The following is a 25723-nucleotide window of genomic DNA, read 5'->3' on the forward strand; positions in this document are numbered from 1 at the left end:
CATGGCTTGCCACCGCGACGCCAGAAGGTACTCCGATCACCAAATTTCAGCAAAGCAATGCCAGGGGAATGGAGATCGACAAGCGCCCCTCCCGCTTCCGTAATCCCTGCGTGATAGGCGGTTCCGCTATTTCTTTATGACCCTCGTCACACTCTCGTGATCATCACCTGAAGACCGCCATTTATGTAACATTCGTCACACTAATTTCGATCTTCAAATCCTCCGGTCCGCGGACGGCCGGAGTGAGGACGTCGAGCGTCTTCGCGAGTGAGGGAACGAGCCGGAAACGGGCGGTGCGGTACTGGACGGCCACCGATGAAGCACTCGGCAGACCCGGACGAGCACTCGTACCTCAGGGTCGCGGTCGAGGGCCCATGCCGGTGAAGAGGGCGTCGAGGATCCGGTCGACATACTCATGGGTCAGTGGTTCCTGAGTGATCAGGAGCTGGAAGTACAGCGGGCCGGACAGGATCGCCATCGCCAGGTCGAGGTCGAAGCCGGGCGACAGCTGGCCCTGGTCGCGGGCCGCCTTCAGCCGGGCGACGGTCTTGTCCGCCTGCGGGGCGATGAAGCGCTCGTTGAGTGCGGCGGCGATCCGGGAATCGTGCTGGGCCTCGCCGATCAGGGCCTGGAACAAGGGGCCGAAGGACGCTCCGGCCAGCAGGTCGACGGCCGCGTAGATCTGCGCGCGCAGATCGGCGACGACGTCGCCGGTGTCGGGATAGTCCAGGCCCGGCCCGTTCAGCGACAAGAGCGAGTCGAGCAGCAGAGCCCCCTTGGATGACCATCGGCGGTAGATGGTGTGCTTGCCGGCGCCGGCGCGGGCCGCGACCGCTTCGATGCTCAGGTTGGCGTAGCCGATCTCCCGGCCCAGCTCCAGCGTGGTCCGCATGATGGCCTCGGTCCGGTCGGCGCCGCGACGATGGGGTGCGTCCGTCATGCCGCCACCTTATCGGTACGGCACGTGCCGTACTTGACAGTGAGAGCCCGCTTGAGCATCATCGCATCGGTACGGCACGTGCCGATGCGCTAAGGAGAGCGACCGCCAAGGGCGGCGTGTCCCACCTCGACACGCACGGCGCCCAGGCAACGAGACCCGCCGTTCTCCCCCACTTCTCCGGAAAGAAGACGATCATGGCCGGCAGCATCGACGACCCGGAGAAAGCGGCCCCCGCGCAGATGCAGGGGTAAGGCGGCCCACCCCCAGCGAGGGCGACGGACCGCTCAGCAGTCCTGGCACAGGACAACCGGCAGCCCGGCGCGGCCCGGTGGCTTCACCGCCATGCCGCCGAGCTCCCGTGGCGCCCCGCGTGCGGTGTCCCGCACTCCCATCCCGTCATTCGATTCACCTTCCAACACCGGAATCGAGCTGTCAGCATGCCTGTCCCGTCCCACCACACCTCATTCGCCGGCTGGCTTGGCGCCCATGCCGTCCCGCTCACCCACCTCGACCCCGAGGCGCCGCTCGATGACCTGGAGCCGCTGCGCGAGCTCATCGGCAACGCGCGCGTCGTCGCGATCGGTGAGAACTCCCACTTCATCAACGAGTTCGCGCTCATGCGCCGGCGCATCCTGCGGTTCCTGGTCGAACGCTGTGGCTTCACCGTCCTGGCCTTCGAGTACGGCTTCAGCGAAGGCTTTCCCCTTGACGCGTGGGCTCAAGGCGAGGGCACGGACGATGACCTGTCGGCCCACCTCGCCACGGCGATCCCCGTGGGGCTCGATGAGCCACTGCGCTGGATGCGCCGGCGCAACGCCACAGCCGCGGCGCCGGTCCGTTTCGCCGGGATCGACATCCCGGCGGCCGGTGGGTCCGTGCTTCCCGCCCTGGCACCGGTCGCCGACTACCTGCGCCAGGTCGATCCCGAGACCCTCCCCGCGATCCAGAAGGCGATGCGGATCGCCGAATCGTTCGCCGGCGCCTCCGCGGCCGCGGCCGCACCGGCCTGGACCCGCCTGGCCGCCGCCGAGCAGGACGCCCTCAGCGCGACCCTGATGCGTCTGCTCATCCGGTTCCGCGCCGTCGCACCGCTGTACGTCTCCCGTGGTGACCAGCACAGTTATGACATCGCCCTGCGTCGCCTCGAGGCCGCCTGCCACGCCGACTACGGCTTTCGCGCCATGGCCGGCCTGTACGCCGGCAACGGCCTGACCGCCGACACCTCGGCCCGGGACGTCTACATGGCCGGGTCGATCCTGTGGCACCTGGAGCGCCTCCACCCCGGGACCCGGATCGTGCTGGCGGCCCACAACGCCCACATCCAGAAAACGCCGGTCTCCTTCAACGGCCACCTCACCGGGCTCCCCATGGGACAGCACCTGCACAGCTCCCTGGGCGATGACTACGTCGCCCTCGCCCTGACCGGCATCACCGGACACACCGCCGACATGCGCCCCGACGAGAACGCCCGCTTCGGTTTCGCCATCGACGACACCGCGCTGGAGCCGCCCGAGCAGGGAAGCGTCGAAGCCGCCTTCGCCGACGCCGGCCTGGGGCTCAGCATCGCCGACCTCCGCCGGGCGCACCACGAGGTCCCCGGCCCCGACCGCATCCGGATCCAGAGCGCCTACCTGCACACCCCCGTCCTCGACGCGTTCGACGGCGTCCTCAGCACCCCGACCTCCACCGTGGCCGACATCGCAAGCTGAGGGACCTCGACTTGAACGCTGGGACGAGTTGTTCAGCCCCGCCGGTCGTGCCGCACGGTCGCCGGCCGAGGCAAGCATCTTCGGACATGTTGTTGACGATCAGGTCGCGCGATGACGCGACGAAAGCCTGCGAGGAGAGTGACCGGTGACGAACGCCGATGTGATCATTGTGGGGGCCGGGCCGACCGGTCTCATGCTGGCCGTTGAACTGCGTTTGGCCGGGGTGCGGCCGTTGGTGCTGGAACGGCAGCCGAAGCGCCGGGACATCCCCAAGGCCGGGGGCCTGGGCGGGCAGATCCTGGAGCTGCTGCGCTGTCGCGGGTTGCTGGAACGATTCGAAGCCGCCTGCACCGGCCCCGCTCCCGCCCCTCGCTTCCCGTTCGGCGGGGTGCACCTGGACTTCACCCAACTGGCAGACCCGCCGCTGCACGCTCTGCCGCTACCGCAGCAGCAACTCGAGCGGCTGCTCGACGACCGCGCCGCCGAACTCGGTGTCGACATCCGCCGGGGGCACGAGGTGGCCGGGGCTAGCCAGGACGACGCAGCGGTGAGGGTGGACGTGCGCGGCCCCGACGGGCCGTACCAGGTGAGCGCCCGCTACCTCGTGGGCTGCGACGGCGCGCGCAGCCGGGTCCGGGACCTGGCCGGCATCGGCTTCCCCGGCACCACCTATCCGGAGGTCAACCGGCTGGCCCAGGTCAGCTTGCCCGACACGGTGACCGTGCTCGGCAATGGCGATCTCGACGTGCCCGGCTTCGGCACGATCCGCGCGGGTTTCACCCGGACGGACCACGGCCTGTTCGGCCTCGGCTCCTCGCCTGATTCCAAGGTCGTCTCCCTCTACACCACCGAAGACGAGAGCACCGAATACGACGACGACATCCCGATGACCGTCGCCGAACTCCAGGACGGCATCCGCCGCGTGCTCGGCGTGAACCTGCCCGTGGGAGAGGCGATCCGGCTGTCGCGCTTCACCTTCAAGGCCCGGCAGGCCGAACGCTACCGCCAGGGGCGGATCCTGCTCGCCGGCGATGCGGCGCACCTGTTCCCGGCCACCGGCGTGGCACTCAACGCCGGCATGCTGGACGCGGTCAACCTGGCCTGGAAGCTGGCCGCCGACCTGCAGGGCTGGGCGCCGACCGGCCTGCTGGACACCTACCACGACGAACGTCACCTCGCCGGCGCCCGCACCATGCTGCACACCCGCGCCCAGGTGGCCCTGCGGCGCGGACACGACGCGGCCGCCGAAGCACTGCGAGACGTCTTCTCCGAACTGCTCACCGACGAACAACCGCTGCGCCGGATGGGAGCCCTGGTCGCCGGCACCGACATCCGCTACCCGATGCCAGGCATGAGCCACCACCCGCTGACCGGCACCTTCACTCCCGACCTCACCCTGCACACCGACCAGGGCGTCACCGGCGTCGCGCAACTCATGCACCCCGCCCGGCCCATCCTGCTCGACCTCGCCGACCGCCCGGACCTCCGCCGGCACGCCTGGGACTGGCGACATCGCGTCGACGTCCACACCGCCAAAACCGATGACCGACCGGCCGACGCCCTGCTGATCCGCCCGGACGGCCACATCGCCTGGGCCGCGACCCTCGACGAACCTGCCGGCACCACCGCGCCCGCGCTGCGCGAAGCGCTCTCCTCCTGGTTCGGCACACCCTGAAATCCTGGTTCGGCACACCCTGAAACGACGGCGAGATCGCCGCGCTGAGGCAGGCGTGGCCCAGCGGGGGCAACTGGTTGATCATTCACTGCATCGAGCCGGGTCAGGCCGGGTTTGTAGCCGTAGCACTCGGGCGAGGGCCCGGCGTCGGTCGCGGAAGGAGGCGGCGGGCCGGTCGCGGGCGCGGGCCGGTCGCGGGCGCGCAATGCTTCTGCAGGCGAGGTGCAAGGGGTCCGGGGTCAGATGAGTGACCGCGCGGCGGACCGGGTCCGCGCACGCCGCCACTCTCCCCGGGAGGCTCCCTTGGTCACTCAGGCCGTTCTCGTCTTTCTCGCCCTGGTCCTCGTGCTGCTCCTCGTGCTGCTCCTCGTCTCGACCTACAACGGGCTGGTCCGCAAGCGCGGCGCGGTGGACAGCGCCTGGGCCCAGGTCGACGTGCAGCTCAAGCACCGTCACGAGCTCGTCCCGGACCTGGTGGAGACCGTGAGGGGCTACGCCGCCCACGAGTGGCAGGCTCTGGAGGCGGTGCTCGCCACGCGCTCCCGGGCGGCCGGCGCCCAGAGCCGTGCCGAGCGGGCGGTCGCCGAGACCACGCTGTCCGGGGCGCTGCGGAACCTGTTCGAGGTGGCCGAGTCCCACCCCGGCCTGAAGGCCGACCAGAACTTCGCCGAGCTACGGGAGGAACTGGCCACCACCGAGAACCGGATCGCCTCCTCCCGGCAGCACCACGACGACGCCGTCCTCATCTACAACAACGTGATCCAGATGGTCCCGGCCAACATCGTGGCGGGCGTGACCGGCTTCGCGCGGCGCGAGTACTTCCGGGCACCGGATGAGGAAGGCGGCCGGGTCCGGGCGCGGTCCCGGCAATGAGATCCCCGGCCGCCGCGGCGTCGTCCCCCGGGGTGGTCACCGCTCCCGGGCCCGCGACGACCGGGGACCCGGCCACCGCGCGACCGGGACGGCCGGGAACCGGGAGAGGCCGTCAGGACAGCCGGGAGAGGCCGTCAAGACAGCCTGGAGAGACCGTCAGGGGCGGACGAGAGGGCGTCAGGGACAGCCCTCTGGAAGAGACCATCAGGGACGGACCGGAGAGGCCGTCAGGCGGACCGGAGAGGGTGTCAGGGGCGGACGGCCCCGACCAGGCGGCGGCCGTAGGCCGACAGGGGGACGACTTTGACGACGTCTCCGGTCTGCGGGGCGTGGACGATCTTGCCGTTGCCCGCGTAGAGGCTCACATGGCCCAGTCCCTCGCTGAAGATGAGGTCCCCGGCCTGGAGCTCGCTCACTGAGACCTTGCGGCTCGCGCCCCAGCTCCACTGCTCCCAGGTCGTGCGGGGAAGGCTGACGCCGCCGCTGCGCCAGGCGGCCTGGACGAGGCCGGAGCAGTCCCAGCCCCCCGGGCCCGTGCCGCCGTACTGGTAGGGCTTGCCGACCTGGGCGAAGGCGAAGGCCAGGGCGGCCCGGGCGTTGCCCGAGGCCGGGCCGTTGTACTGGATCCCGGTGCTGTTGGGATCGCCGGTCCGGAAGGTGCCGAGCTCGCGCAGCAGCTTGGTCTGGGCCTTCACCATCTTCTCGACCTTGGCCTTCTCCGCGGCCAGCTCGTCACGCGTCTTGTCGGCCTCGGCCAGTGCCTCCTTGGCCGTGTCGCGGCTCACACGCAGCAGCTTGTTCGCCTCGTCGAAGGCCTCCAGGGACAGGGCACGGGAGGCGGCCATCTGGTCGACGGCGGCCAGGCCGCTCAGCAGCGTTCCGGGATCGGGCTTGTTGATCATGCCCTCCCAGCCGCTCACCCCGCCGAGCTGGTAGCTGCTGACCGCCATCGTGACGAGCTCCTGGCGCAGCCCTGCGACCTTGGCGTTCTGGCGCGTGAGGTCGCCGTTCAGCGCCCGGTACTTCTTGCGGGCCTTCTTCAGCTTCTCGCCGGCCTGGTTGTACTTCTCGACGACCTTGTCGGCCTGGTCGTTGAGCTTCTCCAGCTTCTTCTTGGCCTGGGCGACGGTCGGCTTCGGTTCGGCGAAGGCACCGCCGACCGGTAGCAGGAACAGCGCGAGCGCCACCCCCACAGCCATCGGCATCCGCCCGAACCCACCCGGCATACCCGCCACGGCCACGACGCCGCCTCCCCCAGTGCAAAGACCTGGGCGGAATAGTACAGAACCAGTAAGGGTTAGCTCACCTTTTTGGCTGTTTTGCTCTTTACCCGCAGGCGGCGATCCCGCAGATCTTCGCGGTCATCCTGCCGGCGTCCTTCAACTGGTCGGCCCAGTCCCGCTTGACCGGCTTGGCGTACTCCCCGGCCCGAAGGTAGACCAGCACCGCGTTCCCCTTGCGGACCACCACGCTCCGGTCTCCGCCGATGCCGGCCTTCTTGCCGTAGTAGACCTGCCCGGAGACCTTCAGGGCGTCGTCTCCGAGGCCGGCCACGGCGGTGGAGGCGTAGCGGTAGCCGGAGCCGCCGTCGCTCCTCGACCCGCACGCGGACAGCGCCGCGCGGATCTGGGCCATGGCCTGCTCCGCGTCCGCCCTGGAGCCGTACAGAAGCACCTGCTCGACCTTCATGAAGTCCGGCACACCGGTGAACCTCACCGTCCGCGCGGCCACCCGGCCCGCCTTGCCGACGGCGCCCCTGCCGCACGGGTCGACCGCGAACCGCGCCTTCGGCGAGTCGCTGACCTTCCAGTTGGTCTCGGGGTCGCGGTCCTTCACGGCCGCGGCCTTCTCGTACAGCAGGAAGCCCTTGGGGATGCCCGGGGCGGCGGCGGCCGTACCGGCCACGAGGGCGGCGCAGACCAGTACGATGATCTTCTGCATCGAATCAACCTCCAGTGTGATCCGATGCACCATAAGGCCAAAAGGTTCAGCCGCGCCCGAGACGTCGCAGAAGCAGAACCGACGGGACCGGCCGCGCGCCCATCCGGCGGACCGACTCGGCCACCTCACGGTCGGAGGAGACCACCGCGACGGCACGGCCGGCGGGCTCGGCGCGGACCAGCTGACGGATCAGGTCGTCGGCGATCTGGCCGGGAGCGCTGAACATCACCCGGACTCCCCGGGGAGCCGACACCGGGACCGGGCCGTTCAGCTCGGCGCCGTCGAAGACGCAGGTCAGCTCGGTGCGCGTCTGCGCGTACAGCGCGCCGAGCCCGGTGAGCAGGCGGTTGCGCTGGTCGGCGAGGGTGAGCGTGCCGTAGCCGGTCTTGGTCACGTTGTAGCCGTCCACGATCAGGTGGATCTGCGGCAGGGCGAGCAGCTGGTCGAGAAGGACCGGGTCGTCGTCGGCGAGCGCCCTGGCGGGCACCGCCTGGACCCCCTGCCTGCCGGGCGCGACCGAGGCCACCGAGTCGGCGGGCCGGCTGATGCTGGAGGGCAGGGCGAGCTCCCTGCGCAGCCCGGCGGCGGCGTCCTGGAGGGCGTCGAGCAGCATGCGGACCTTGGTGTCCTCCACGCTCCGGCCCTCGCGGGCGGCCCGGCGGGTGGCCTCCAGCTGCCGCTCGGCATCGGCCACGCGCTCACGGAGACGGCGCAGCTCGCTCTCCCCCGCGCTTCCCGCCGACGCGGCGGCGGCCTTGACCTCCTGCGCGGCCTCCTCCACCTCGGCGGCCCGCGCGTCGGCCGCCTTGGCCCGCTCGCGGGCGTCGTGCAGCTTGCGGCGGAGGTCGGAGATCTCCGAACGGGCCGTCTTGAGCTGCTCGCGCAGCCGGTCGGACTCCTCCTTGGCGGCGCTCTTCTGCGCGGCCAGCTGCTCGCGCAGCCGGGTGAGGGTCTGCTCCTGCGCCGAACCCTCCGCCGCGGCGGCCGACTGCTCCAGGTCCGCGCGGGCGGTCTCCACCATCCCCGCCCAGCCCGGCGGCCGGGTCAGATAGGCGGCGGCGGCGACCAGGACGGGCTCGGCGGCCGGCGGCATGACGCCCTCGGCGAGGCTGGCCACCAGCTCCGGCCAGCCCGCGCTCAGCGTCTCGGCGACCAGCTCGCGGAACTTCTTGTCACTCTCCAGCTGGGCGGCGATCGGCGCACTGCCCAGTTTGGCGCGTTTACGAGGGTCGAACCTGGCGATCCCCCTGAGGGGCAGGGGCACGGCCGAGGCGGGCATCGACCCCAGGATCTGGGATGCCAGCTCCACGACGTGTAAGCGAACCTGCTCGGGTAACGGACGAGACAGGCCCTCTCCGGCTGAACTCATCACGGCCCCTACTCGGATTGGTCTTCACGTCAAGGGTACGGCTACCGCACCCTGACCCGGACATGACCGCAAATCCGGCTCCGGCCCGGCGGGCAGGTGAACTTTAGATGGACAAGCCCTTGATCGCAGGTATACGACTGTGCCCATCGACGTGTGACGCACGCCACCCCGGAGGGCGCGATGGACGAGCAGGACGGCCAGACCGGACAGATGCGCACCTCCACCCGCGACCTCGGCGAGCTGCGCGAGCGGGTGCGCTCCTGGCTCACCGGCCGCCTGGGCCGCCCCGTGACGGTGTCGCGGCTGTCGCAGCCCTCGGGCAACGGCATGTCCAGCGAGACCCTGCTCTTCGACGCCTCCTGGGACTCCCCCGAAGGCAGGCGGGAGGTCGGATGCGCCGCCCGGATGGCCCCGGCGAGCGAGGCGGTTCCGGTCTTCCCCGCCTACGACCTCGGCAAGCAGTTCGAGGTCATGCGGATGGTCAGGGAGCGCGCCGGGGTGCCCGCCCCGCGCACCCTCTGGTTCGAACCCGATCCCGGGCCGCTGGGCACGCCGTTCTTCGTGATGGAACGGCTCGCCGGCGACGTGCCGCCGGACGTGATGCCCTACACCTTCGAGGGCTGGCTGCTCGACGCCTCCCGGGCCGACAGGGACCGGCTGCAACGGCAGAGCGTCGAGATCCTGGCCAGACTGCACGACACCCCGTTCACCGCCGAGGAGCTTGAAGCAGTGGAGCCCGGCGGGTCCGGCGGGTCCGCCGCCCTGCGCAGGCACGTCGACGACCAGCGGGCCTACTACGAGTGGGCGCACGGCTCGATGCGGATCCCGGTGCTGGAGCGGGCGTTCGCCTGGCTGGAGGAGCACTGGCCCGCCGCTCCCGGACCCGCCGTGCTGAGCTGGGGCGACGCGCGCATCGGAAACGTGATGTACCGGGACTTCACCCCGGTGGCGGTGCTGGACTGGGAGATGGCCACCGTCGCCCCCCGCGAGCTGGACATCGCCTGGATGATCTTCCTGCACCAGTTCTTCCAGGAGGTCGCCCAGCTCTTCGGGCTGCCCGGCCTGCCGGATTTCATGCGGCGCGAGGACGTCTGCCGGACATACCAGGAAATCACCGGCTACAGCCCTCGCGACATGGAGTTCTACGAGATGTACGCTGCGCTCCGGCACGGCGTCATCATGGCCCGCGTCTGGCACCGGCGCATCCACTTCGGCGAGCAGCCCATGCCCGACGACCCCGACGACCTGGTCATGCACCGGGCCGCGATCGAGCGGATGCTGGACGGGAGCCACGGCTGCTGACCCCGTTCCGGTCCCCGGCGGCCGACACCGGGCCGGGGCCGGAGCTTTAAATGTCGGTCGAGGCTCCTATCGTCTTGAACCGTGGATTACGTCGTGCAGGGAACGCTGGACGAATTGGGCACACCGCTCAGCCAGATCACGTTCGTCGTGTTCGACCTGGAGACCACCGGGGTTTCGGCGGGCGAGCACGCGATCACGGAGATCGGCGCGGTCAAGGTCCGGGGCGGTGAGGTGCTGGGCGAGTTCGGCACCCTCGTCGACCCCGGGTCGCCGATCCCGCCGTTCATCTCGGTTCTGACCGGCATCACCGACACCATGGTCGCGGCGGCACCGAAGATCGAATCAGTGCTGCCCTCGTTCCTGGAGTTCGCCGAGGGCACCACCCTCGTGGCGCACAACGCGGGATTCGACCTGGGCTTCATCAAGGCGGCCTGCGCCGCTCACGGCTACCCCCCGCCCACCCATCCGGTGGTCGACACCGTCGTCCTGGCGCGCAAGCTGCTGACCCGCGACGAGGCGCCCAACTGCAAGCTGTCCACGCTGGCCCGGATCTTCAGCAAGACCGAGCCCCGCCACCGCGCGCTCGCCGACGCCCAGGCCACCGTGGACGTGCTCCACGCCCTGCTGGAGCGGGCTGGCTCGTTCGGGGTGCACACCCTGGAGGAGCTCAGGGGCTTCGTCCGCGCGCCCACCCCGGAGCAGCGCCGCAAGCGGCACCTGGCCGACGGGGTGCCGACCGGCCCCGGCGTCTACGTCTTCGAGGACGAGCGGGGCGACCCGCTCTACGTCGGCAAGAGCACCAACCTCCGCAACCGCGTGCGCAGTTACTTCACCGCGGGCGAGACCCGGCCCCGGATCCGCGAGATGATCGGCATCGTCGAGCGGGTCCGGCCGATCGCCTGCGCGACCGCGCTGGAGGCCGAGGTCAGGGAGCTCAGGCTGATCGGCTCCGCCAAACCGCGCTACAACCGCAGGTCGCGCTTCCCGGAGAAGATGATCTGGCTCAAGCTCACCGACGAGCCGTTCCCCCGTCTGTCGATCGTCCGTGAGGTCAAGGACGACGGCGCCGGCTATCTGGGCCCGTTCACCAGCACCCGCGCGGCCGAGGACGCCCGCACCGCGCTGCACGAGGCGGTCCCGCTCCGGCAGTGCACCGAGAAGATCACCTCCCGCACCAGGCGCTCCGCCTGCGCCCTCGCCGGGCTCGGCAGGTGCGGGGCGCCGTGCGAGGGCCGCCAGAGCGCCGAGGAGTACGGCCTGCACGCCGCGGCCGCACGCCAGGCGATGGAGCTGGACGTCACCCCCGTCTTCTCCGCCGTCCAGGCGCGCATGGAACGCCTGGCCCTCGAACAGCGCTACGAGGAGGCGGCGGCCGACCGCGACAGGCTCGTCTCCTACGTCCGTGCCTCCGCGCGCATGCAGCGGCTGAGCGCGCTGACCTCGATCCCCCAGATGGTCGCCGCCTCCCCCGCGGCGGGCGGCGGCTGGCAGATCCACGTCGTCCGGTACGGCAGGCTGGCCTCGGCCGGGGTGATGCCCAGGGGCGCGCATCCCACCCCGTTCGTGGACGCGCTGGTGGCCACCGCCGAGACCGTCGTGCCGGGACCGGGCCCCGTCCCCGCGGCCAGTGCCGAGGAGACCGAGTGCATCCTGCGCTGGCTGGAGTCCCCCGGGGTGCGGTTGGTGCAGGTGGAGGGCGCCTGGAGTCTGCCCGCCGGCGGCGCGGGACGGCTCAGGGCCCGCCTCGACCGCGCCTATCCTGCCTCCGAGCCGCACCGGCGGCGTGAGGGGCGCCCGATGCGCTGATAACTTCGGAGCTGCAAGCCGTACTCAACGAGGAGGAAGCTCGTGGTCACCGCGATCGTGCACATCAACGCCGAGGTGGACCGGATCCCCGAGGTCGCCCAGACGATCGCCGAGATCGACGGGGTGAGCGAGGTGTACTCCATCACCGGGGAGTACGACCTGATGGCCATGGTCCGGGTCTCCGCCTACGAGGAGATCGCCGAGGTCATCCCCGGCCGGATCAACAAGGTGGACGGGGTGCTGCGCACCGAGACGCACATCGCCTTCCGCACCTACTCCAGGCACGATCTCGACGCCGCCTTCTCGATCGGTCTCGGCGAGTCCGACTGACGCTCACGCGGGCGGGCGAGGGGCCGAACGGATCTCGCCCGCCGTGGGCAGCCGGGCCCGCACCTCGAATCCCCCCTCGGGGAGCGCCTCGGCTTCGAGGGTCCCGCCGAAGAGCGTGGCGCGCTCGCGCATGCCGAGCAGGCCGGTGGTCGCCGTGGTGGTGACCTGGCCGTCGTCGCGGACCAGTACGTCCAGGAAGCCCGGCCGCCAGCGCAGGGTGACGTGGGCCGAGTGCGCCCGGGCGCGCCTGAGGGTGTTGCTGAGCGCCTCCTGGACGATCCGGTAGGCCGACAGTTCCAGGGCGAGACCGATCTCGACGGGCCTGCCGTCCTCGATCACGTCCACCGTCAGGCCCGCGGTGCGGACCTGGCTCAGCAGGTCGGAGAGATCCGACAGCTTGGGTTGGGGTGTCCTGCTCCCCGGGGACCCCTCGGTCCTCAGCAGGCACAGTATGCGCTGGAGCTCCAGAAGCGCCTGGCGGCCCGACTCCTCGGCCAGCCGCAGGGTCTCCCGGGCCCGTCCGGGATCCTTCTCCATGATCATGCGACCGGCGCCGACGCCGAGCGTCATCATGCTGATCCCGTGGGCGACGACGTCGTGCAGTTCGTGGGCGATGCGGGTGCGTTCCTCGGTGACGGCGGCATGTGCCAGCGCGTCCTGCTGGTCGGCGAGCTTGTCCTGCTCGCGGCGGAGCCTCAGGAGCAGGAGCCGGCGTTCACGGACGAGTCCCGCGATGACCAGGGACAGGCCGAACACCACCAGAAGCACCAGGACAGGCAGTATCTGCTCGGCCGGGGGGTCAACGCACCACATGAACGCAATCTAGGACCGCCCTCGGAGAGGCTGCATCCCCTCACGGGTGGATCTTCCGTCCGCCCGTGAGGGGATGATCCGAGGTCAGCGCGGCTTCAGCGCCTGGCTGGTCTCGATCCAGCGGTCGAGGGTGGCCGCGGCGGCACCGGAGTCGAGGGCCTGGACGGCCCGGCCGTAGCCGACGGACATGGCGGCGTCGAGGTCGTCGCCCTTGCCTTCGAGGGCGACCAGCGCGGCGGCGGCGTTGAGCAGCACCGCGTCACGGACCGGGCCGGTCTTGCCGCCGACCAGGTCGCGCACGGCCTGGGCGTTGTACACCACGTCCCCGCCGCGCAGCGCGTCGGGAGCGGCCCTGGGGATGTCCAGCACGGCCGGGTCGAAGACGGCCCGGGTGGCGTTGCCCTCGCGCACCACCCAGACCGTGGAGGTGGTCGCGGTGGTGAGCTCGTCCAGCCCGTCGTCGCCCCGGAAGACCAGCGCCGACACCCCGCGCTCGGCGAACACGCCCGCGACCACGGGGAGCATGCCCGGGTCGAAGATGCCGATGGCCTGGGCCTCGGGCCTGGCCGGGTTGGTCAGCGGGCCCAGGAAGTTGAAGACCGTCGGGATCCCGAGCTCCTTGCGCGACGGGCCGGCGAAGCGCAGGGCCGGGTGGTAGAGCGGCGCGAAGCAGAAGGCGATGCCCGCCTCCAGCGCGACCTTGGCGGTGCCGGACGGGGGCAGGTCGAGCACGACCCCCAGGTGCTCCAGCACGTCGGCGGCACCGCAGGAGGAGGACGCGGAGCGGTTGCCGTGCTTGACCACCCGCGCGCCCGCGGCGGCGGCCACGATCGCGGCCATGGTCGAGACGTTGACCGTGTGCGCGCGGTCGCCGCCGGTGCCGACGACGTCGACGATGGGACCCTCCACCGACAGCGGGGTGGCCCGCTCCAGCATCGTGCGCGCCAGCCCGGTCACCTCCGCGACCGTCTCCCCCTTCGCCCGCAGGGCCACGGCGAAGCCGGCGATCTGTGCGGGCGTGGCCGAACCGGACATGATCTCGTTCATCGCCCAGGCGGTCTCGTCCGCCGTGAGGTGCTCACCGGCGAGCAGGGCCGTCAGCAGCGCGGGCCAGGTGGTGCGCGCGTCCATGGGGGTCTCCAGAAGGTTCTACCGGGCGGTCAGGCGGGTGGAGAGGCGGCGGCGCATCAGGTCGGCGACGGTGTCGGCCAGGACCACCGGGTCGATCGGCTGCGGCACGACGGCCTCGGCTCGGGACCATTCGGCCAGCCAGCGGTCGTCGCGGCGGGCGATCAGCAGGCAGATCGGCGGGCAGTCGTAGACCTCGTCCTTGGCCTGCCGCGCCACGCCCATGCCACCGGCCGGCTGCGCCTCGGCGTCGAGCACGGCGACGTCGATCTCGTCCGAGTCGAGGTGCTGGACGACCTTGGCGTGGGTGGCGCACTCCACGATCTCCACGAGGGGCACGTCGGCGGCGGGACGCCGGCCGATCGCCTGACGCACCTTCTCGCGGGTGCTCGCGTCGTCGCTGTAGACGAGGACCCTCATTTTGTCGTCGGCGCTCACGGTCGCACTCACTATCCCTTGTCGATGTATGGTCACCTGGGATGCTACCGGTCACCCGGCCCGCGGACCCAGGCCGGAGGCATCGGCGAGCGAAATGCCCCGTACGTCCACTTTGAATGGACGTTTGAGCCCCCTATTGGGGGGTCGTGCGGCGACCCGAGCCGGGGAGCCGCAATAATGCTGCCCGTGGCGACAGCATCCGCAATCTCAACGACGACGACAGCACACTCGTCCCGCAGGCCAGATCTGGTCAGCGTCGGGACGATCGTCTGGCTGTCCTCTGAGCTCATGTTCTTCGCGGCGCTGTTCGCGATGTACTTCACCATCCGGTCGGTGAGCCTCGGCCAGGGTCTGCCCTGGCCCGAGGCCCACCTGAACGTTCCGTTCTCGCTGGCCAACACGATCATCCTGGTCCTGTCGAGCGTGACCTGCCAGCTGGGCGTGTGGGCGGCCGAGAAGGGCCAGGTCGCCAAGCTGCGCTTCTGGTACATCGTCAGCTTCCTGATGGGCGCCGTGTTCGTCGGCGGCCAGCTGTACGAGTACAGCCAGCTGGTCCACGAGGGGCACACCCTGTCGCACTCCGCGTACGACTCGGTGTTCTACCTGACCACGGGCTTCCACGGCCTCCACGTGACCGGTGGACTGATCGCGTTCCTGTTCATGCTGGGACGCACGTACGCCGCGAAGCGCTTTACCCGTGAGCAGGCGACCAGCGCGATCGTCGTGTCCTACTACTGGCACTTCGTCGACGTGGTCTGGATTGGCCTTTTCGTGACCATCTACGGCATTCATTAAGGAATCGGGGATCTCAGTGAACAGGATCACCGCTAGGCGGCGGCATCCCCTCGCGAGATACGCCGTCCTGCTTCTGGCCCTCGGGCTGGTCGGAGGGTTCTACACCCTCGTGGCCCCGCCGGGCGAGCGGGCCGACGCGGCCATCGCGGCCGGCAGGGCCGACGACGTGGCGCAGGGCAAGAAACTCTTCGAGCAGAGCTGCGCGAGCTGCCACGGCCTCAACGCCGAAGGCACCGCACAGGGTCCGTCGCTCGTCGGCGTCGGCGCGGCCGCCGTGGACTTCCAGGTCAGCAGCGGCCGTATGCCCCTGGCCAACCCCGGCGCCCAGGCACCGCGCAAGCCCACGGCTCCGTGGGTCAACGACGAGACCATCAAGCAGCTCTCGGCCTACATCCAGTCTCTCGGCGGCGGCCCGACCGTCCCCACGCAGGAGCAGGTCGACCCCGCCAAGGGCGACAAGGCGAAGGGTGGCGAGCTGTTCCGCGCGAACTGCATCCAGTGCCACAACTTCGTCGGCGCGGGCGGCGCCCTGACCCAGGGCAAGTACGCCCCGCCGCTGCACGAGGCCACCCCGACGCAGATCTACGAGGCCATGATCACTGGCCCGCAGGCCATGCCGGTGTTCAACGACAGCATCATCACTCCCGAGCAGAAGCGGGACATGATCGCCTACATCGTGGGCGTGCGTGAGGAGCCCAACCCCGGCGGCGCAGGTCTCGGCCGCATCGGCCCGGTAACCGAGGGCCTGGTGGCCTGGATCGCGGGCATCAGCCTGCTCGTCCTGGCCGCCATCTGGATCACCGCGAAGAAGCGACAGGCCCACTAATGACTGACAGCAATCACGACATCGAGCAACCCGACGGACGCGTGCCCAAGCGCGTCATCGGCACCCCCTCGCCCGCCGCGGACACCGCCCTGCTCGGAACCGGGGAGCAGCACGCCGGGGACCTCGACGTCCCCGGCGTGACCCCGCAGAACGAGGCGACGGCGAAGAAGGGCGAGAAGTTCGCCGCCCTGTGCTTCACCATCGCCCTGATCGCGGGCATCGGCTTCATCGTGTCCTATGTGGCGTTCCAGGTCGGCGACATCGAGAAGACCAAGGTCTCCAACCTGGCCCTGGGCGGCGCGCTCACGGTGGCGCTGCTCGCGCTGGCCGCGGGCATCGTGGTCTGGGTCCGCATGATCATGCCGAAGTACAACCTGGTCCAGGAGCGCCACCCGATGGCCTCCGACGGTCAGGCCCGGGAGTACGTCGCCGAGACCTTCCTGCAGGGCGCGGCCGAGAGCGGCATCACCAAGAGGCCGCTGCTCCGCCGTACGCTGCTGCTGGCCGCGGCCCCGCTGGGCCTGGCCCCGCTGGTCCTGCTGCGCGACCTCGGCCCCTCCTACGCCGACTTCCCGAAGAAGCTGCGGCACACCGTCTGGGGCGAGAAGACCAAGGACGGCAAGCACCGCAAGCTCGTCGTCGAGGGGACCGGCGCGCCGATCCGCGCGGCGGACTTCAACTCCCCGGGCGGCATCCTGTCGGTGGTGCCCGAGGGTTACGAGCACGACCTGAACGCGCTGGCCAAGGCCACGCTGATCCTGATCAAATTCCGGCCGGAAGAGATCAAGTCCGGAACGAACCTGAACTGGACGCACGACGGCATCGTGGCGTACTCGAAGATCTGCACGCACGTCGGCTGCCCCGCGGCCCTGTACGAGCAGACCACGCACCACATCCTGTGCCCGTGCCACCAGTCGACCTTCGACGCCGCCGACGGCGCCAAGGTCATCTTCGGTCCGGCCGCCCGGCCTCTGCCCCAGCTGCCCATCGCCGTGGACAATGAGGGTTACCTCGTCGCCACGGCGGACTTCGCCGTTCCTCCCGGTCCCAGCTTCTGGGAGCGCGGCGACGCCGAGGCCGAGGTCCGTGAGAACGGAGGCCACGCATGAGCGCCGGAAGCGTTCCGAAGCCCATAGCGAGCACAAGCAGTTTCATCGACGACCGCATCGGCGCGGGGAACTTCCTCAAGCGCAACCTGCGGAAGGTCTTCCCCGACCACTGGTCGTTCCTGCTGGGCGAGATCGCGCTCTACTCGTTCATCGTCCTGCTGCTGACCGGCACGTTCCTGACGTTCTTCTTCAAGCCCACCATGGGTCATGTCATCTACGACGGCTCCTACGAGCCGCTCAAGGGCGTCATGATGTCCGAGGCGTACGCCTCGGCTCTGCACATCAGCTTCGACGTCCGCGGTGGTCTGCTGATGCGGCAGATGCACCACTGGGCCGCCCTGCTGTTCGTCGCCGGCATGATGGTGCACGCGCTCCGAGTGTTCTTCACCGGTGCGTACCGCAAGCCGCGTGAGCTCAACTGGCTGATCGGCGTCGGCCTGCTGACGCTCGCCCTGCTTGAGGGTCTGACCGGCTACTCCCTCCCCGACGACCTGCTCTCCGGCGCCGGTCTGCGGATCACCGAGGGCGTGGCGATCTCCCTGCCGCTGGTCGGCACCTGGATCACCTTCTTCCTCTTCGGCGGCGAATACCCCGGCGAGGACGTGGTCTCCCGGTTCTACTCGCTGCACATCCTGCTCATCCCGGGCATCCTGCTGGCGCTGATCACCGCCCACATGATCCTGATGTGGGTGCAGAAGCACACGCAGATGCCGGGCAAGGGCCGCACGAACAACAACGTGGTGGGCGCTCCGTTCTACCCGGCCTTCATGGCCAAGGCCGGCGCGTACTTCATGTTCACGTTCGGTGCGATCGCGCTGCTGGGCACCTTCGCCCAGATCAACCCGATCTGGCTGTTCGGTCCCTACACCCCGGCCGACATCTCGGCGGGTTCGCAGCCCGACTTCTACATGGGATTCCTGGAGGGCTCGCTCCGCCTGATGCCCGCCTGGGAGATCAACGTCCTGGGCTTCACGCTGCCGCTGAGCGTGCTGATCCCCGCGCTGGTCCCGATGGGCATCGTCATGACGGGTCTGGCCCTGTATCCGTTCATCGAGCAGTGGGTCACCGGGGACCGCAGCGAGCACCACATCGCCGAGCGTCCCCGCAACAACCCGCACCGCACCTCGATCGGCATCTCCGCGGTCACCTTCTACGGCATCCTGTGGCTGCTGGGCGCCAACGACGAGATCGCGGCGTTCTTCCACGTCTCGCTGAACTGGACGACCTACGTCGGCCGGGTGCTGATCTTCGTCGGTCCCGCGGTCGCCTACTTCGTCACCTACCGGATGTGCCTGGGCCTGCAGCGCAGCGACGCCGCGGTCATCGGGCACGGCGTGGAGTCCGGCGTCATCAAGCGCCTGCCCTCGGGTGAGTACATCGAGGTCCACGTTCCGCCGAACGAGGCCATCGAGGCGCACATGCGCGGCAAGACGGCGATCCCGGTGATCACCGGCACCTCCGCCGACGGCGACGGCATCCCGCCCAAGGGGATGCGTGGCCCGCTCGGCAAGCTCCGCGCCAAGCTGAGCAAGGCCTACGGCGGGGAGAAGATCCCGCTCGACGGCGAGCACCCTCACGAGGAGCACGCGGCCGTCGGCTCGGGCGAGGACGACAAGTCCCTCACCCGGCACTGACCGCTCCGCCACAGGCAGGGCCCGGACACCTCGGTGTCCGGGCCCTGTCGTCTCTCCGGACCACTCCCACCGGCCGTACGGCACCCGGGGACCCGTACGCGCCCCTCAGGGCTCTGTGGAGATCTTCGGACGCCGGCCTCGGGAGCCGTTACGCATCCCTGGAGCACCGCGAAGACCACCGGGCGCCGACCCCGGGGCCCGTACGCGCCCCTCAGGGCTCTGTGGAGGCATCCGCACGCCGTTCCGGCGGCAAGGGGCGCGACCGGGGTCGGCGGGGCCCTGTGGTGCGCCTGGGGCGCCGTCAGCGGGACTCGGTGGTGAAGTGCTTGACGCTGCTCCACTTGAGCCACTGCTTCCAGTTCTCCTGCCAGTGACCCCAGCCGTTGGTCGGCTCCAGCACCCGGGGCGATCCGGTGATGATGATCGGGTCGCCGATCAGGGTGTTGTCGATGAACCACTTGGCGTTCTCCGGGCTGACGTTGACGCAGCCGTGGCTCACGTTGGAGTTGCCCTGCGAGCCCACCGACCATGGGGCGCTGTGGATGTACTCGCCGCTGTTGGAGATCCGGACGGTGTTGTAGACGGTCATCTGGTAGTAGCCCGGCGACCCGGGCCCGATGCCGGGCGAGGTCATGACGGTGACGGGCTCGCGGGACATGGCCAGGTGGATGCCGCTGGTCGTGTAGTACTTCCAGGCGCCGCCCTGGCCCGCGCTCATGGGCATCTCGCGGATCTTCCTGCCGTCGCGCCTGACGGTCAGGTGGTGGGTGCCGGTGCTCCCCCTGGTGATCTGGGAGCGGCCGATCTTGAAGTCGATGCTCTGGTTCCGCTTGCCGTACAGGCCGGCGCCGCCGCGCACGCCCGCCAGGCGGGCCTCGACCCGGACCTTGGTGTGCGCCGGCCAGAACTCCCGGGGGCGGAAGTGCACCGTCTTGTCGTCGAACCAGTGCCATGCCCCGAAGACCGGCCTGGAGGCGTGGACCATCAGGTTCCGCTCCACCGCGACGCGGTCGGAGATGGGCTGGTCGAAAGTGATCATGACCGGCATGCCGACACCGACGGTGAGGCCCGTCATGTCCCTGTTGGGGGCGAAGGTCTCGATCGCGAAGGTCTTGTCCGCCTTGACGGTGGAGAAGGAGGTGGTCGTCTCGGTGACCTTGCCCGCCGGGTTCACCGCCGTGGCGCTGACCCGGTAGGAGGTCCCCGGGGTCGCCGTGCCCCGGCTGCGCCACTGGGTGCCGTCGGCGCTCAGCACGCCCGCCAGGGAACCGCTGCCGCCCTTGACGGTGACCTTCTTCAGAACCCCGCCCTGGGCCGCCACCAGGACGGTCGTACCCGTCGGCACCTTGCCGGCCCTGTCGACGGGGACCACGCTGACGGCCGCGTCGGCGTAGCTCATGGGGCTCGGCGTGCCCTGCACTCCGGCGCTGTTGCCGGCCGCACATGAGGTCGCCAGCACCAAGGCCAGCAGCCCGGCCCCCTGGCTCGAACCACGGATCGCCTGCCCCACGTGAACTCCCCCGTCCCGGACTCATCTACTGATTCTGTTATTACCCGGAGTAAGCGGAGCACCACGTAAGACATCACTCCTAACCTCCCAACAAACGCCAAAAAGCGGACCACGGAAATTTTCCGTGGTCCGCTTCTGGCGGAGACGTGCCGGGATCAGTGCGAGAAGTTACCCCGGTAGTACTCGAAGACGAATCCGATCATGCTCATGATGACCGCGAAGACGCCGATGAGGAAAAGCCACCAGCCGATGACCAGGCCGACCGCGGTGAGCGAGACGGCCAGGCAGACGAACAGCGGCCACCAGCTGTGCGGGCTGAAGAAGCCGAGCTCTCCGGCGCCGTCGCTGATCTCACCCTGCTTGTTGTCCTCCGGCTGCTCGCCGATGCGGCGAGCGGTGTACATCAGGTAGTAGCCGATCATGAAGGCGAAGCCCACCGAGATGGCCATCGCCGTCGTGCCGACCGGCTCCCTGGACCAGAACCAGTAGACGACGTCCACCGCGGCGAAGAAGATCCCGCAGAGGATGAACAACCAACCCTGGACCTTCATCGGTTCTCCTCCAGCTGCTCACGCGGGACCGAGGCGTAGGGGTGTCTGAGGTCGAACGCCGGGCGCTCGGACCGGATGCGCGGCAGCGAGGTGAAGTTGTGCCGCGGCGGCGGGCAGGATGTCGCCCACTCCAGCGAGTTGCCGAAGCCCCACGGGTCGTCCACGGTGACCTTCGGCGCGGTCTTGTGGGTCTTCCACACGTTGTAGAGGAACGGCAGCGTGGAGGCGCCGAGCAGGAAGGCTCCGATCGAGGAGACCATGTTCAGGTCGGTGAAGCCGTCGATCGGGCTGTAGTCGGCGTAGCGGCGCGGGAAGCCCTGCGCGCCCAGCCAGTGCTGGACCAGGAAGGTGGCGTGGAAGCCGATGAACAGCGTCCAGAAGTGCACCTTGCCCAGGGTGTCGTTGAGCATCTTGCCGGTGAACTTGGGCCACCAGAAGTAGAAGCCCGCGAACATCGCGAACACCACCGTGCCGAAGACGACGTAGTGGAAGTGGGCCACGACGAAGTAGGAGTCGGACACCTGGAAGTCCAGCGGCGGCGAGGCCAGGATGACTCCGGTCAGACCGCCGAACAGGAAGGTGACCAGGAAGCCGATCGAGAACAGCATCGGCGACTCGAAGGACAGATGCCCTCGCCACATCGTGCCGATCCAGTTGAAGAACTTCACCCCGGTCGGTACCGCGATGAGGAACGTCATGAACGAGAAGAACGGCAGCAGCACCTGGCCGGTCGGGAACATGTGGTGCGCCCACACGGTGATCGACAGACCGGCGATGGCGATGGTCGCGCCGACCAGGCCGATGTAGCCGAACAGCGGCTTGCGGCTGAAGACCGGGAGGATCTCGGTCACGATGCCGAAGAACGGCAGCGCGATGATGTAGACCTCGGGATGGCCGAAGAACCAGAACAGGTGCTGCCAGAGCAGCGCGCCACCGGTCTCCGACGCGAAGATCTGGGTGCCGAGCTTGCGGTCGGCCTCCAGGGCCAGCAGGGCCGCGGCGAGCACCGGGAAGGCCATCAGCACCAGGATCGAGGTGAGCAGGATGTTCCAGGTGAACATCGGCATCCGGAACATGGTCATGCCGGGTGCGCGCATGCAGACGATCGTGGTGATGAAGTTCACCGAGCCGAGGATCGTGCCCAGACCGCTGATGGTCAGGCCGACGATCCACAGGTCACCGCCGATGCCCGGCGAGCTGATCGCGTTCGACAGCGGGGTGTAGGCGAACCAGCCGAAGCTGGCCGCGCCGCCCGGGGTAAGGAAACCCGACAGGGCGATGGTGCTGCCGAAGGTGAACAGCCAGTAGCTGACCATGTTCAGACGCGGGAACGCCACGTCGGGCGCGCCGATCTGCAGCGGCATGAGCTCGTTGGCGAAGCCGGCGAACAGCGGCGTCGCGAACATGAGCAGCATGACCGTGCCGTGCATGGTGAACAGCTGGTTGAACTGCTCGGTACTGGTGATCTGCAGGCCCGGTTGCGCCAGCTCCGCTCGCATGATCAGCGCCATGACGCCGCCGATCAGGAAGAACACGAACGAGGTGATCAGGTAGAGATGTCCGATGATCTTGTGATCGGTGGACGACATCCACTTCGCGATGACGGAGCCCTTGCGGGCCCCCACCGGCGCGAGAGCGATGGGTTCGTTAAGTGCGGTCACTGGGCACCCGCCTGGCTAGCGATGTACTGGTCGAACTCGGCCTGCGGGACGAGCTTCACGTTGAAGAGCATCCGGCTGTGGTCCGTACCGCAGAGCTCGGCGCACCGGCCGGCGTAGACGGCGGGCTTGTCCAGCGTGTCGACCTCGAACTTGTTGTCGACACCCGGGATCACGTCGCGCTTGAAGTGGAAGGCCGGCACCCAGAAGGAGTGGATGACGTCCGGGGAGACGAGGTCGAACTCGACCTTCTGGTTCACCGGGAGCATCAGCTGCGGCCCCTGGGTGTAGTCGCTGACGGGCTTGCCGACGACTTCGACCTTCTTGCCGTTGTACTCCGTCGTGAAGCGCCAGCTCCACTGGAATCCCTCGACCTTGACCTTCACGGGCGCCTGGCCGGTCATCGCGTTGACGTAGTTCTGGTCACGCGCGGTGAAGTAGAAGAAGACGCCGACCATGATGATCGGCACCACCGTGTAGAGGATCTCGATGGGGAGGTTGTAGCGCACCTGAGGCGGCAGCTCATCCTTCGAGTTCTTCTTCTTGCGGTGGAAGGCAACGGACCACAGGATCAGGCCCCACACGACCACACCGGTGGCGAGAGCGGCGATCCAGGATCCGTTCCACAGATTCTGAACGGTCTCGGCCTGCTTGGTGATGCCGCCGGGCAAGCCGCCCCGGGACCACTCATCGGCACTACAGGCCGTCGCGGACACCAACAGCAGCGCCAGAGCGGCAGCGCGTGGCACCCGGCGGCGGGCCAACGGACGCCGTGCAGAACGGCGGGTCGGACTCACGGATCGCCTACCCCACAGATGAAGCCCAGGAGTCACTCCTGGGCGGTCGTTTATTCATGTTCACAACTTGTAGTTCACAGCTTTACGCTGGGGGACACACTAGCGCGGACCACCCCCGCCCCCCCGCGCAGCCCCCAAATGCGCCGCACTTGGTGCGACGATTGAGGCGTGGCGTACTTCGACGCGGCCTCCACCGAGCCGCTGCACCCTCAGGCACGCGAGGCGCTGATCGCGGCGCTCGACGTCGGCTGGGCCGACCCGGCGAGACTGTACGGTCCAGCCCGCCGCGCAAGGATGTTACTGGAACAGGCGCGGACGGAAATCGCCGAGGCGCTCGGCGCCCGGCCCGACGAGGTCTCGTTCACCGCCTCCGGGACCCAGGCCGTGCATCTGGGCGTGCTCGGCACCCTGCACGGGCGGCGGCGCGCCGGGCGCCGCCTGGTGACCTCGGCGGTGGAGCACTCCAGCGTGCTGCACGCCGCCGGGATCCACGAACGCGACGGCGGTTCGGTCGAGACGATCGGCGTCGGCCGTACCGGCGTGGTGGACCTGGCCGCGTTCGGCGAGGCGGTCCTCGCCGGCGGTACGGCCCTGGCCTGCCTGCAGAGCGCCAACCACGAGGTCGGCACGGTCCAGCCGGTCGCCGAGGCCGCGGCCCTGTGCGCCGAGGCCGGCGTGCCGCTGCTGGTGGACGCGGCGCAGACCGCCGGCCGGATGCCGCCGCCGGACGGCTGGTCGGTGCTGACGGCGAGCGCGCACAAGTGGGGCGGCCCCGCCGGGGTCGGCGTGCTGGTGGTCCGCAAGGGCACCCGGTGGCGCACCCCGCTGCCCGAGGACGACCGGGAGCGCCGCCGGGTCCCCGGCTTCGAGAACGTGCCGGCGATCGTCGCGGCGGCCGCCGCGCTGCGCGCCATGGCGGCCGAGTCGGCACAGGAGTCGGCCCGGCTCTCGTCGCTCGTGGACCGGATCAGGAGGGAGGTGCCCCGGCTCGTCCCCGATGTCGAGGTCATCGGCGATCCCGTCGCACGAGCCCCGCATATTGTCACCTTTTCGTGTCTTTACGTGGAAGGTGAAGCACTGCTGACAGAACTGGACAAGGCGGGATTCGCCATATCGTCTGGCAGTTCATGTACGGCGAGTACGCTTCGTCCATCGCATGTTTTGGAGGCCATGGGCGTGCTTACACACGGCAACGTCCGGGTATCGCTGCCCCAGGGCGCGTCCGGCACGGATGTCGACCGCTTCCTCGCCGTCCTGCCGGACATGGTGAGGAGGATCCGCGAGGACGCGGGCGTAAGGACGTGATCGACATTCGGGGAGTGAAGGCTTCATGACGTCCAGGCAGACCGCCGCGGAGGGGTCCACCCAGCCTCCGGCGCTGACCATCGACGCGCTGGGCAAGAAGTGCCCGATCCCCATCATCATGCTCGCCGAGCAGATCAACCAGGTCCCGCGCAACGGGATCGTCTCGGTCCTCGCCGACGACCCCGCGGCGTTCACCGACATCCCGGCCTGGTGCCGGCTGAAGTCCCACCACCATGTGGCCAGCCACGAGCTCCCCGGCGGCGGCTGGGCCATCCACGTGCGGCGTAACTACTGATTTATCCGGAAACGGGTAGGACCCCCCGAAAGTCGGCACACGTTTCGGGGGGAACGCATGAGCGGGGAGACTGCCAAGGACCTGATGAGCTCGGGAGCCCGGTGCATCGAGGCGCATGAGACGCTCGACCGGGCCGCGCAGCTGATGCGGGAGCTGGGGGTCGGCGCGCTGCCGATCTGCGGGAGCGACGACCGGCTCAAGGGGATCATCACCGACCGCGACATCGTGGTGAAGTGCGTGGCCGCGGGCAAGGACCCGTCGAAGGTCACCGCCGGGGACATGGCCACCGGTCTGGTCTGGGTGTCCGCCGACGCCACCGCGGGGGACGTCCTGGCCACGATGGAGCAGCACCAGATCAAGCGGCTTCCGGTGATCGAGGACCACCGCATCGTCGGGATGATCAGTGAGGCCGATCTGGCCAAGCATCTCCCGGACGACCAGCTCGCCGACTTCGTGCACCGCGTCTACGCGAAAGCCTGAGCTCCGGGCGCGCCGCGCTCCCCGGCGTCGCCGTGGGGTCGCGGAACGCCGGGCCTCCCCGCCCCCTCGTCACCCGGACCGCCAGGCGTCCTGCCCGCCCGGCGTCACAGCGGGCGGCGTCACGGCGGGCGGCGGTCCGGCGAGGAGCGTGGTGTACGGCGAGCCCGGTGGTCGGCCGGTGGCCTCCAGCGGGCTCGCCGTGGTGAGAACTCAGGCGTGGTGGCACTTCACGTGCTGGGCCACCTCGGCGGCGGCCTCGGCGCCGTAGGCGGCGGCGAAGCGCTCCAGGAAGACCTTCTGGCCCAGTTCGTACTCCTGACCGCCGACGCGCTCCAGCACGTGGGTGGCGGTGAGGTTGCCGACCTGGCCGCACCGCTCCAGGGACAGGCCCCAGGCCAGGGCGGACAGGAAGCCGGACCGGAAGGCGTCGCCCACGCCG

Annotated in this window: 25 protein-coding genes; 13 read left to right on the forward strand and 12 right to left on the reverse strand. The window is 69.5% G+C overall.

All coding sequences use genetic code 11. The features are described 5' to 3' along the window. Window positions 1–352 precede the first annotated feature (352 nt). Window positions 353–940, reverse strand: coding sequence for a TetR/AcrR family transcriptional regulator (locus tag CA984_RS11830; RefSeq protein ID WP_086571224.1), 588 nt, complete (start codon window positions 938–940; stop codon window positions 353–355). A 437-nt stretch (window positions 941–1377) separates the two neighbouring features. Between CA984_RS11830 and CA984_RS11835 the strand changes: the two genes are divergently transcribed. The 3 genes from CA984_RS11835 (at window position 1378) to CA984_RS11845 (ending at window position 5197) form a co-directional block, all read left to right on the forward strand. Next, window positions 1378–2649, forward strand: a complete 1272-nt coding sequence (locus tag CA984_RS11835; protein ID WP_086571225.1) for an erythromycin esterase family protein — start codon at window positions 1378–1380, stop codon at window positions 2647–2649. A gap of 145 nt (window positions 2650–2794) precedes the next feature. After that, a complete protein-coding gene (locus CA984_RS11840) occupies window positions 2795–4324 on the forward strand; it encodes an FAD-dependent monooxygenase (RefSeq protein WP_086571227.1) in 1530 nt (509 codons plus the stop codon). A 303-nt stretch (window positions 4325–4627) separates the two neighbouring features. Beyond that, window positions 4628–5197, forward strand: coding sequence for a LemA family protein (locus CA984_RS11845; RefSeq protein ID WP_086571229.1), 570 nt, complete (start codon window positions 4628–4630; stop codon window positions 5195–5197). A 248-nt stretch (window positions 5198–5445) separates the two neighbouring features. Here CA984_RS11845 and CA984_RS11850 read toward each other — a convergent pair whose 3' ends face one another. The 3 genes from CA984_RS11850 to CA984_RS11860 all read right to left on the reverse strand — a co-directional run bounded on the left by CA984_RS11850 (window position 5446) and on the right by CA984_RS11860 (window position 8447). After that, window positions 5446–6402 carry a C40 family peptidase gene (locus CA984_RS11850; RefSeq protein ID WP_242675893.1) on the reverse strand — a complete coding sequence of 319 codons (957 nt, stop codon included), beginning with the start codon at window positions 6400–6402 and terminating at the stop codon, window positions 5446–5448. 121 nt (window positions 6403–6523) lie between these two features. Further along, window positions 6524–7138: a hypothetical protein gene (locus CA984_RS11855; RefSeq protein WP_133061637.1), complete on the reverse strand. Its 615-nt coding sequence runs from the start codon at window positions 7136–7138 to the stop codon at window positions 6524–6526. Window positions 7139–7184: 46 nt separating this feature from the next. Continuing rightward, window positions 7185–8447: an NYN domain-containing protein gene (locus tag CA984_RS11860; protein ID WP_242675894.1), complete on the reverse strand. Its 1263-nt coding sequence runs from the start codon at window positions 8445–8447 to the stop codon at window positions 7185–7187. A 213-nt stretch (window positions 8448–8660) separates the two neighbouring features. Here CA984_RS11860 and CA984_RS11865 point away from each other — a divergent pair, with 213 nt between their 5' ends. The 3 genes from CA984_RS11865 (at window position 8661) to CA984_RS11875 (ending at window position 11945) form a co-directional block, all read left to right on the forward strand. Next, a complete protein-coding gene (locus tag CA984_RS11865) occupies window positions 8661–9809 on the forward strand; it encodes a phosphotransferase family protein (protein ID WP_242675895.1) in 1149 nt (382 codons plus the stop codon). 81 nt (window positions 9810–9890) lie between these two features. Next, complete coding sequence (locus tag CA984_RS11870; protein WP_086571237.1) at window positions 9891–11615, forward strand: DEDD exonuclease domain-containing protein; 1725 nt, start codon at window positions 9891–9893, stop codon at window positions 11613–11615. A gap of 42 nt (window positions 11616–11657) precedes the next feature. After that, window positions 11658–11945 carry an Lrp/AsnC family transcriptional regulator gene (locus CA984_RS11875; protein ID WP_031172931.1) on the forward strand — a complete coding sequence of 96 codons (288 nt, stop codon included), beginning with the start codon at window positions 11658–11660 and terminating at the stop codon, window positions 11943–11945. A 3-nt stretch (window positions 11946–11948) separates the two neighbouring features. Here CA984_RS11875 and CA984_RS11880 read toward each other — a convergent pair whose 3' ends face one another. The 3 genes from CA984_RS11880 to CA984_RS11890 all read right to left on the reverse strand — a co-directional run bounded on the left by CA984_RS11880 (window position 11949) and on the right by CA984_RS11890 (window position 14306). Further along, a complete protein-coding gene (locus CA984_RS11880; RefSeq protein ID WP_086571239.1) occupies window positions 11949–12758 on the reverse strand; it encodes a sensor histidine kinase in 810 nt (269 codons plus the stop codon). Window positions 12759–12842: 84 nt separating this feature from the next. Continuing rightward, the gene (trpD, locus tag CA984_RS11885; RefSeq protein ID WP_086571241.1) at window positions 12843–13889 is read right to left on the reverse strand and encodes an anthranilate phosphoribosyltransferase; all 1047 of its coding nucleotides are present in this window, start codon (window positions 13887–13889) and stop codon (window positions 12843–12845) included. Window positions 13890–13907: 18 nt separating this feature from the next. Then, a complete protein-coding gene (locus tag CA984_RS11890) occupies window positions 13908–14306 on the reverse strand; it encodes a response regulator (protein ID WP_086571270.1) in 399 nt (132 codons plus the stop codon). A gap of 195 nt (window positions 14307–14501) precedes the next feature. On the opposite strand from CA984_RS11890, the gene ctaE reads away from it, so the two are divergent. The 4 genes from ctaE to qcrB are packed head-to-tail and all read left to right on the forward strand — an operon-like array spanning window position 14502 to window position 18688. Continuing rightward, the gene (gene ctaE, locus CA984_RS11895) at window positions 14502–15119 is read left to right on the forward strand and encodes an aa3-type cytochrome oxidase subunit III (RefSeq protein ID WP_012889388.1); all 618 of its coding nucleotides are present in this window, start codon (window positions 14502–14504) and stop codon (window positions 15117–15119) included. Between the two features lie 16 nt (window positions 15120–15135). Continuing rightward, window positions 15136–15945: a cytochrome bc1 complex diheme cytochrome c subunit gene (gene qcrC / locus CA984_RS11900; protein WP_086571242.1), complete on the forward strand. Its 810-nt coding sequence runs from the start codon at window positions 15136–15138 to the stop codon at window positions 15943–15945. Beyond that, the gene (gene qcrA / locus CA984_RS11905; RefSeq protein WP_086571244.1) at window positions 15945–17054 is read left to right on the forward strand and encodes a cytochrome bc1 complex Rieske iron-sulfur subunit; all 1110 of its coding nucleotides are present in this window, start codon (window positions 15945–15947) and stop codon (window positions 17052–17054) included. Before qcrC ends, qcrA begins: the two co-directional genes overlap by 1 nt. Further along, window positions 17051–18688, forward strand: coding sequence for a cytochrome bc1 complex cytochrome b subunit (gene qcrB, locus CA984_RS11910; protein ID WP_086571245.1), 1638 nt, complete (start codon window positions 17051–17053; stop codon window positions 18686–18688). The genes qcrA and qcrB overlap by 4 nt, the downstream gene beginning before the upstream one ends. Before the next feature lie 301 nt (window positions 18689–18989). Here the strand turns inward: qcrB and CA984_RS11915 are convergent, their stop codons facing one another. The 4 genes from CA984_RS11915 to ctaC form a co-directional block, all read right to left on the reverse strand. Further along, window positions 18990–20198, reverse strand: a complete 1209-nt coding sequence (locus tag CA984_RS11915; protein WP_086571248.1) for a L,D-transpeptidase — start codon at window positions 20196–20198, stop codon at window positions 18990–18992. Between the two features lie 155 nt (window positions 20199–20353). Next, window positions 20354–20749: a cytochrome c oxidase subunit 4 gene (locus tag CA984_RS11920; protein ID WP_086571250.1), complete on the reverse strand. Its 396-nt coding sequence runs from the start codon at window positions 20747–20749 to the stop codon at window positions 20354–20356. Then, the gene (ctaD, locus tag CA984_RS11925; protein WP_086571252.1) at window positions 20746–22410 is read right to left on the reverse strand and encodes an aa3-type cytochrome oxidase subunit I; all 1665 of its coding nucleotides are present in this window, start codon (window positions 22408–22410) and stop codon (window positions 20746–20748) included. Before ctaD ends, CA984_RS11920 begins: the two co-directional genes overlap by 4 nt. Next, a complete protein-coding gene (gene ctaC, locus CA984_RS11930) occupies window positions 22407–23240 on the reverse strand; it encodes an aa3-type cytochrome oxidase subunit II (RefSeq protein ID WP_479725530.1) in 834 nt (277 codons plus the stop codon). The genes ctaD and ctaC overlap by 4 nt, the downstream gene beginning before the upstream one ends. Before the next feature lie 132 nt (window positions 23241–23372). Here ctaC and CA984_RS11935 point away from each other — a divergent pair, with 132 nt between their 5' ends. From CA984_RS11935 to CA984_RS11945, 3 genes are read left to right on the forward strand one after another with little or no spacing between them, the layout of a single operon-like run. Then, the gene (locus tag CA984_RS11935; RefSeq protein WP_086571256.1) at window positions 23373–24509 is read left to right on the forward strand and encodes a cysteine desulfurase family protein; all 1137 of its coding nucleotides are present in this window, start codon (window positions 23373–23375) and stop codon (window positions 24507–24509) included. A gap of 25 nt (window positions 24510–24534) precedes the next feature. Continuing rightward, the gene (locus tag CA984_RS11940; protein ID WP_086571258.1) at window positions 24535–24804 is read left to right on the forward strand and encodes a sulfurtransferase TusA family protein; all 270 of its coding nucleotides are present in this window, start codon (window positions 24535–24537) and stop codon (window positions 24802–24804) included. Between the two features lie 57 nt (window positions 24805–24861). Continuing rightward, window positions 24862–25284 (forward strand): CBS domain-containing protein, encoded by a 423-nt coding sequence (locus tag CA984_RS11945; RefSeq protein ID WP_086571260.1) that lies wholly within the window; start codon window positions 24862–24864, stop codon window positions 25282–25284. A gap of 210 nt (window positions 25285–25494) precedes the next feature. On the opposite strand, the gene CA984_RS11950 is transcribed toward CA984_RS11945, so the two are convergent. Continuing rightward, the coding region (locus CA984_RS11950) for a PfkB family carbohydrate kinase (RefSeq protein WP_242675897.1) at window positions 25495–25723 on the reverse strand (229 nt) is incomplete at its 5' end.

Source organism: Streptosporangium minutum, from assembly GCF_002149035.1.
Lineage (GTDB): Bacteria > Actinomycetota > Actinomycetes > Streptosporangiales > Streptosporangiaceae > Streptosporangium > Streptosporangium minutum.

Coding starts and splice junctions, on each gene's coding strand:
- CA984_RS11830 (WP_086571224.1), bottom strand. CDS start 940: ATGACGGACGCACCCCATCGTCGCGGCGCCGACCGGACCGAGGCCATC.
- CA984_RS11835 (WP_086571225.1), top strand. CDS start 1,378: ATGCCTGTCCCGTCCCACCACACCTCATTCGCCGGCTGGCTTGGCGCC.
- CA984_RS11850 (WP_242675893.1), bottom strand. CDS start 6,402: ATGCCGATGGCTGTGGGGGTGGCGCTCGCGCTGTTCCTGCTACCGGTC.
- CA984_RS11855 (WP_133061637.1), bottom strand. CDS start 7,138: ATGCAGAAGATCATCGTACTGGTCTGCGCCGCCCTCGTGGCCGGTACG.
- CA984_RS11880 (WP_086571239.1), bottom strand. CDS start 12,758: ATGTGGTGCGTTGACCCCCCGGCCGAGCAGATACTGCCTGTCCTGGTG.
- trpD (WP_086571241.1), bottom strand. CDS start 13,889: ATGGACGCGCGCACCACCTGGCCCGCGCTGCTGACGGCCCTGCTCGCC.
- CA984_RS11890 (WP_086571270.1), bottom strand. CDS start 14,306: ATGAGGGTCCTCGTCTACAGCGACGACGCGAGCACCCGCGAGAAGGTG.
- ctaE (WP_012889388.1), top strand. CDS start 14,502: ATGCTGCCCGTGGCGACAGCATCCGCAATCTCAACGACGACGACAGCA.
- qcrA (WP_086571244.1), top strand. CDS start 15,945: ATGACTGACAGCAATCACGACATCGAGCAACCCGACGGACGCGTGCCC.
- qcrB (WP_086571245.1), top strand. CDS start 17,051: ATGAGCGCCGGAAGCGTTCCGAAGCCCATAGCGAGCACAAGCAGTTTC.
- CA984_RS11920 (WP_086571250.1), bottom strand. CDS start 20,749: ATGAAGGTCCAGGGTTGGTTGTTCATCCTCTGCGGGATCTTCTTCGCC.
- CA984_RS11940 (WP_086571258.1), top strand. CDS start 24,535: ATGACGTCCAGGCAGACCGCCGCGGAGGGGTCCACCCAGCCTCCGGCG.
- CA984_RS11945 (WP_086571260.1), top strand. CDS start 24,862: ATGAGCGGGGAGACTGCCAAGGACCTGATGAGCTCGGGAGCCCGGTGC.